Origin of the sequence: Pseudonocardia terrae (genome assembly GCF_021343995.1) — a bacterium.
GTDB classification, from domain to species: Bacteria; Actinomycetota; Actinomycetes; order Mycobacteriales; family Pseudonocardiaceae; genus Pseudonocardia; species Pseudonocardia terrae.
This window is the reverse complement of sequence record NZ_JAJTTE010000055.1, coordinates 37,747-43,913: the sequence shown is the minus strand read 5'-3', so window position 1 is coordinate 43,913 and position 6,167 is coordinate 37,747. Positions and strand designations below refer to the sequence as shown.

6 protein-coding genes are annotated in these 6,167 nt (G+C 71.4%); 5 read left to right on the top strand and 1 reads right to left on the bottom strand.

All coding sequences use genetic code 11. The features are described 5' to 3' along the window. The first annotated feature begins 321 nt into the window (after positions 1-321). Complete coding sequence (locus LWC33_RS28030) at positions 322-1,998, top strand: heparan-alpha-glucosaminide N-acetyltransferase domain-containing protein (protein WP_233307686.1); 1,677 nt, start codon at positions 322-324, stop codon at positions 1,996-1,998. A gap of 28 nt (positions 1,999-2,026) precedes the next feature. Here LWC33_RS28030 and LWC33_RS28025 read toward each other — a convergent pair whose 3' ends face one another. Then, positions 2,027-2,245 (bottom strand): hypothetical protein, encoded by a 219-nt coding sequence (locus LWC33_RS28025; RefSeq protein WP_233307685.1) that lies wholly within the window; start codon positions 2,243-2,245, stop codon positions 2,027-2,029. Positions 2,246-2,532: 287 nt separating this feature from the next. Here LWC33_RS28025 and LWC33_RS28020 point away from each other — a divergent pair, with 287 nt between their 5' ends. Genes LWC33_RS28020 through LWC33_RS28005 form a run of 4 tightly spaced genes read left to right on the top strand, consistent with a single transcriptional unit; the run spans position 2,533 to position 6,152 of the window. After that, positions 2,533-3,180: an ABC transporter permease gene (locus LWC33_RS28020; RefSeq protein ID WP_232872633.1), complete on the top strand. Its 648-nt coding sequence runs from the start codon at positions 2,533-2,535 to the stop codon at positions 3,178-3,180. 1 nt (position 3,181) lies between these two features. Continuing rightward, positions 3,182-4,375 carry an ABC transporter ATP-binding protein gene (locus tag LWC33_RS28015; RefSeq protein ID WP_233307692.1) on the top strand — a complete coding sequence of 398 codons (1,194 nt, stop codon included), beginning with the start codon at positions 3,182-3,184 and terminating at the stop codon, positions 4,373-4,375. After that, positions 4,372-5,172: an ABC transporter permease gene (locus LWC33_RS28010; RefSeq protein WP_233307684.1), complete on the top strand. Its 801-nt coding sequence runs from the start codon at positions 4,372-4,374 to the stop codon at positions 5,170-5,172. Before LWC33_RS28015 ends, LWC33_RS28010 begins: the two co-directional genes overlap by 4 nt. Further along, positions 5,172-6,152, top strand: a complete 981-nt coding sequence (locus LWC33_RS28005) for a glycine betaine ABC transporter substrate-binding protein (protein WP_233307683.1) — start codon at positions 5,172-5,174, stop codon at positions 6,150-6,152. The genes LWC33_RS28010 and LWC33_RS28005 overlap by 1 nt, the downstream gene beginning before the upstream one ends. Positions 6,153-6,167 lie beyond the last annotated feature (15 nt).

Genomic DNA, 6,167 nt, shown 5'->3' with positions numbered 1-6,167 from the left:
GGTACTGCACTCGCCAGGGTGTGGGAGAGTAGGTCGCCGCCGACATCAAACATCGAGAAGGCCCCGCAGCACTGCTGCGGGGCCTTCTTGCATTCGACCTGCCTCGAGCAGTATGGCTCCATAACGCGCTTCAAGCGCCGGAGCGGAAGCATTATGGAACCATAATGCGCCGCAGAGGGCCGTCACCGTGTGATGCGGTGCGGTGGGGCCGGCACCCGGCCTTCCGGGGGATCGCCCCAGCGACGGGGCAGGCCGGTGTCGCGAGGCTCGGTCCCGAGGCGCGCCGCCCGGCGGTGCCTAGACCGTCGGGGAGGACTCACCGTGTCGACATCGATCGTCCGGGCCGGACCGCCGTGGGCCGAGGCGCCCACGGTCCGGCTTGCCACCGACCCACCGACCGTTCCGCTCCGGGTCGCGTCCGCGCGCGGCGGGGGCCGGGTGGTCGGGGTCGACGCCGCCCGGGGTGCGGCGCTGCTGGGGATGTTCGCGACGCACGTCTTCCCGGTGTTGGGCGCCGACGGCGCGCCGACCGCGCCGACCGTGATCGCCGCAGGCCGGGCCGTCGCGACGTTCGTGCTGGTGGCCGGGGTGAGCGTGGCGTTCCTGTCCGGTGGGCGGAGCGGCAGGCAGAGCGACGGCCTGAGCAGGGGACGGAGCGGCGGACGGGGCGCGGCCGCGTCCGGCCTGGTCGTGCGGGCGGTGCTGATCGGCCTGCTCGGGCTGCTCGTCGGGTTCCTCGCGCCGCGGAACGGGGTCGACGGGATCCTGCCCTTCTACGGGATCTTCTTCCTGCTGGCAGTGCCCCTGCTCTGGCTGGGTCCGCGCGCGCTGGCCGCGGTGACGGCCGTCGCGTTCCTGCTCGGGCCGGTGGCCCTGGTGGCGACTGCCGGACTTCCGCGCGCGGACGCCGACCCGACCCTGGTCACGCTGCTCCACGACCCGGGTGGGCTGCTGCTCCAGCTGTTCCTGACGGGCGAGTACCCCGCCGTCGTCTACCTCGGCTACCTCGCGGCAGGCCTGGCGATCGGCCGGCTCGACCTGTCGTCGCGACGCGTGGGCTGGGGCCTGGTCGGCGGCGGGCTGGTGTTGGCGGCCGGGTCGCGCATCGTGTCGTGGATCCTGCTGTACCCGCTGGGCGGGCTCGCGAAGCTCACCGCGGCGGCCCCGTACGGTGACGCCTCGGCCGCCGAGGTCGCGCAGCGGCTGTTGTGGGAGGCCCACCCGATGCCGACGTGGTGGTACCTCGCGTTGCCCACGCCGCACGGACACACGCCGATCGACCTCGCGCACACGCTCGGATGTGCGATGGCGCTGCTCGGCGCGCTGCTGCTGCTGACCCGGGTCGAGACCCTGCGGCGGCTGCTGTCCCCGCTGGCCGCGGCGGGTGCGTTGTCGCTCACGCTCTACTGCGCCCACCTCGTCGTGCTGGCGAGCGGGGTGCTGTCCGGCGAGCGGGTGCTGCTCCTCGTGGCGATGATCGTGGGCGCTCTCGCGGTCGCAGTGGTCTGGCAAGGGACGTTCGGGCGAGGACCGCTCGAGACGCTCGTGTCGGTCCCCGCGGGTGCGGCCCGTCGGGCGGTCGGCGGTGGGCGCCGCGCGCGGGAGGCCGGGACGACCCTGCCGACCCGCCGGCCGGATCCGTTCCGGGCGGTGGCGATCGCGCTGGTGGTCGTGCTGCTGGGGCTGGGTGCACTGGTCGCGCTCGGGCCCGGGGGGCGGCACGGTCCGGTGGAGCCCGCGGACGAGGTGGAGACGGTCGTGGGCCCCGACGCGCAGCCCGACGACGGGGCCGATGGTCCGACTCCGGCACCTGGGCCCACCCTGGCGCCTGGGCCCATCCTGGCACCTGGTCCGACTCCGGCACCCGGTCCCACCCTCGCACCGCTCCCACCGGGCACGCCCGGCGACCAGGCCGGCCCACAGGGCGGCGACGAGGACGGGGAGCCGGACGGCCAGGCCGACGACCCTCAGGACGGTCCGGACGACCCGCCCGCCTGAGCGCCGTGGGCGGTGGGCCCGGGGCCAGTCAGCGGCGGAAGAGGCGGATGCCGGCGGTCCGGCGGAAACGCGGGCAGTCGCAGGTCACGCACTCGGTGCCGCGACGGTAGTGCTCGTGCGCCGTGGCGCCGTGCCCGCAGCGGCAGGCGGCGTCGACGACGCCGGCCACCCGGGCCGAGGCCGGGGTGGCCGGAGCCGGAACGGCGACGTACGGAGCGGCGGGGCGGTCCGGGAGGATCGCGGTCATGCTGGCTTCTACCCCCGAGGAGAAGTCCGGTTTCGGTGTGTTCACCCCGCTCGTCGCGCGTCCGGGCGAGAATGTGTCGTCCGGACGGTCGGTTTCATCACTGTTGACGACGGTCGTGTGCGACTGCGCCGTCCGGGGCAGCGGCACGGCCACTCGGAGGACGAACCGCGGCCCTCCGTCGTCGCTTCATCGGGCACAAATACCCGCATACACGTAAGTTCCCTCTGACACTCGGGCGAAACCCGGTCCGGGTGACGTTCCCCGGAAGTGACGAGAGGAGGGCGACGGTGAGCCTCTGGCAGTACGTGACCGAGAGGTGGGACCGGCTGTCGCTCCAGGCGTGGCTCCACCTGAGCGGCGTCGTGCAGTGCACGATCCTCGCGGCGATCATCGGCGTGGCCGTGGGCATCGCGGTCTACCGCAGCCCGGCAGGCTCCGCGGTCGCCACCGCCCTGTCCAGCACGGTCCTCACGATCCCGTCCTTCGCGCTGCTCGGCCTGCTGATCCCGATCGTCGGTCTGGGCGTGACGCCGAGCGTGATCGCGTTGACCCTGTACGGCCTGCTGCCGATCGTGCGGAACACGATCGTGGGACTGGCCGGTGTCGATCCCGCGGTCACCGACGCCGCGAAGGGCATCGGGATGAGCCGCACGGGTGTGCTCACCCGTGTCGAGCTGAGGATGGCCTGGCCGGCGATCCTGACGGGCATGCGGGTCTCGGCCCAGATGCTCATGGGCATTGCGGTGATCGCGGCCTACGCGAAGGGCTTCGGACTGGGCTCCGAGGTCTTCTCCGGGCTGACCCGGGCCGGGTCCGCCAACTCCCTCAACCAGGCGCTCGCCGGCACGCTCGGCGTGGTGATCCTGGCCCTGCTCCTCGACGGGGTCTTCGTCCTGATCTCCCGTCTCACCATCCCGAAGGGTGTGCGTGACTGAGATGACGACGTCGCCGACCGCCGATGTGACCACCAGCGACTCCCCGGGCGTCTCCGGCGCAGAGATCCGGCTGGACCGCGTCACCAAGCGCTACCCCAACACCTCGGCCCCCGCGGTCGAGGAGTTCACGATGACGATCCCGGCCGGGAAGATCGTCGTCTTCGTCGGGCCCTCCGGCTGCGGCAAGACCACCACGATGCGGATGATCAACCGGATGGTCGAGCCGACCTCCGGCACGATCACCATCGGCGGCGAGGACGCGCTGCACATCGATCCCGACCGGCTGCGCCGCACCATCGGCTACGCCATCCAGCAGGCGGGGCTGTTCCCGCACTTCACGGTGGCGCAGAACATCGCGGTGGTGCCCGGCCTGCTCAAGTGGGACAAGAAGCGGATCACCGCCCGCGTCGAGGAGATGATGGACCTCGTCGGGCTGGACCCGGGCACGTTCGCGGACCGGCTGCCACGCCAGCTCTCCGGCGGCCAGCAGCAGCGCGTCGGCGTCGCCCGCGCCCTCGCCGCCGACCCGCCCGTGCTTCTGATGGACGAGCCGTTCGGCGCCGTGGACCCGATCACCCGCGGCAACCTGCAGGACGAGCTCTTGCGGCTGCAGTCCGATCTGGGCAAGACGATCGTGTTCGTCACCCACGACTTCGACGAGGCCGTGAAGCTCGGTGACAAGATCGCCGTGCTGGGCGACCGGTCCTCGATCCAGCAGTACGACACCCCGGACGCGATCCTGGCCAACCCGGCCAACGACACGGTCGCCGGGTTCGTGGGTGCCGGCGCGTCGCTCAAGCAGCTCACGCTGATGCGCGTCCGCGACGTGCAGTACAGCTCCGACGAGGTGCTCACCGTGACCGAGGACGAGCACCCGGCGACCGTCGCGGACCGGATGACCAAGGCCGGGCGGACCTACGCCCTGGTCGTCGACGCGCGGGGCCGGCCGCTGCGCTGGGTGCACGTGCGGGAGCTCGCGGGCCGCAGCTCGCTGCAGCAGGCGGGCAAGCCCGTCGGCGACTCCGTCAGCACCCAGTCCACGCTGCAGGACGCGCTGGAAGCCATCCTCACCGAGGGCGGCCGGGCGGTGGTCACGGGCTCGCGCGGCGAGGTCGTCGGCACCATCGACATCACGACCGTCACGGACGTGATCGCCGGCGTCCGCGAGGAGCACGGTGTGGGGGAGGCCGGATGACCGCCGTCGTCGAGCTCCCCGGCGTCAGCAAGACCAGCGCCGTCGAGCGCAGGCCCAGCGTCACCTCGCGGTCGGAGCGGTTCCGGCTGTTCTTCCAGCCGATCGCCGTGGTCGTGATCGTCGCGGCCGTCGTCATCTGGGCGCTGACCAGCGACCTCAATGCCAACGAACGCGAGACGCTCAACCTCCCCACGATCATGAGCCTGCTCGGCCAGCACATCGTGATCACGATCGTGGTCAGCCTGCTGGTGGTGGCCATCGCGGTGCCGCTGGGCATCGCGCTCACCCGGCCCGCGCTGAAGTGGCTCGCCCCGGTGTTCCTGGCGATCGCCAACATCGGGCAGGCGGCGCCGGCCCTGGGCGTGATCGTCCTGTTCTTCCTCTGGTCGGGCATCGAGGGCCTGTGGGCCGTCGCGATCCCACTGGTCTTCTACACGCTGCTGCCGGTGCTGCGGAACACCATGGTCGGCATCCAGCAGGTCGACCGCTCGCTGATCGACGCCGGGCGGGGGATCGGGATGTCGGCGGGCGGCGTGCTGATGCGCGTCGAGCTGCCGCTCGCGGTGCCGCTGATCCTCGCCGGCCTGCGGACCGCCCTGGTGCTGGCGGTCGGCACGGCCACGCTGGCGTTCTTCGTCAACGGCGGCGGGCTCGGCGAGCTGATCGACACCGGCTACAAGCTGCAGCTCAACTCCGTGATGTACGTGGGCGCGGTCCTCGCGATCGGGCTCGCCCTGCTCGTCGACTGGCTCGGCGGCATCGCGGAGCGCTGGCTGGCCCCGAAGGGAGCCGAGTGATGCGGCGGATCCGGCGCGTCGGGGCGGCGGTGGCGGCCCTCGCCTCGGCGGCCCTGCTGGCGGGCTGCGGGCTGTCCACGAACACCGCTGTCCCGTTCACCGTCACGCCCGGGTCGATCAAGCCCGTGCCGGCGCTCGAGGGCGTGAAGATCACGGTGGGCTCGAAGGACTTCACCGAGCAGATCCTGGTCGGCTACATGGCCGAGCTGGCACTCTCGGCGGCGGGTGCGGACGTCAAGGACCTGACCAACATCCAGGGCTCGTCGAACTCCCGGCTCGCGCTCAAGACCGGCGACATCGACCTGACCTGGGAGTACACGGGTACGGGCTGGATCAACTACCTCGGCCACACGGACCCGATCCCGGACGAACGGGGCCAGTACGAGGCGGTCCGCGACGAGGACCTCAAGGAGAACGGCATCGTCTGGCTGCCGTACTCGGAGCTGAACAACACCTACGCGTTCGGCACCACGAAGGCCTATGCGGAGCAGCACAACCTGAAGACCGACTCGGACATGACGACCTTCCTGAAGCAGAACCCGGACCAGGGCGTGTTCTGCGTGGAGACCGAGTTCGCCAGCCGCCAGGACGGCCTGCCGGGCGCGGAGAAGGCGTACGGGTTCACGCCCAAGGAGGTCAAGACCTTCGGCACGGGCGCGATCTACGCCGGCATCGCCAACGGCACCTGCAACTTCGGCGAGATCTTCACGACGGACGGCCGCATCGCCGGGCTGAACCTCGCGGTGCTGGAGGACGACAAGAAGTTCTTCCCGCAGTACAACATCTGCGTCGTGCTCCGCGAGGACACCTACAAGGCGCACCCCGAGATCGAGCAGGTCATGCAGCCCGTCGCGATGGCGCTGAACAACCAGGAGATGATCGAGCTCGGCAAGAAGGTCGACGTCGACGGGGAGGACCCGGGCATCGTCGCCCGGGACTGGATGATCCAGAAGGGCTTCATCGGAGCCGATACGTCCTGAGCGCTCCCATTATGG

Excerpts from the sequence above, each read along its gene's own strand:
- LWC33_RS28025 (WP_233307685.1), bottom strand. The coding sequence starts at position 2,245 with ATGACCGCGATCCTCCCGGACCGCCCCGCCGCTCCGTACGTCGCCGTT.
- LWC33_RS28015 (WP_233307692.1), top strand. The coding sequence starts at position 3,182 with ATGACGACGTCGCCGACCGCCGATGTGACCACCAGCGACTCCCCGGGC.
- LWC33_RS28010 (WP_233307684.1), top strand. The coding sequence starts at position 4,372 with ATGACCGCCGTCGTCGAGCTCCCCGGCGTCAGCAAGACCAGCGCCGTC.
- LWC33_RS28005 (WP_233307683.1), top strand. The coding sequence starts at position 5,172 with ATGCGGCGGATCCGGCGCGTCGGGGCGGCGGTGGCGGCCCTCGCCTCG.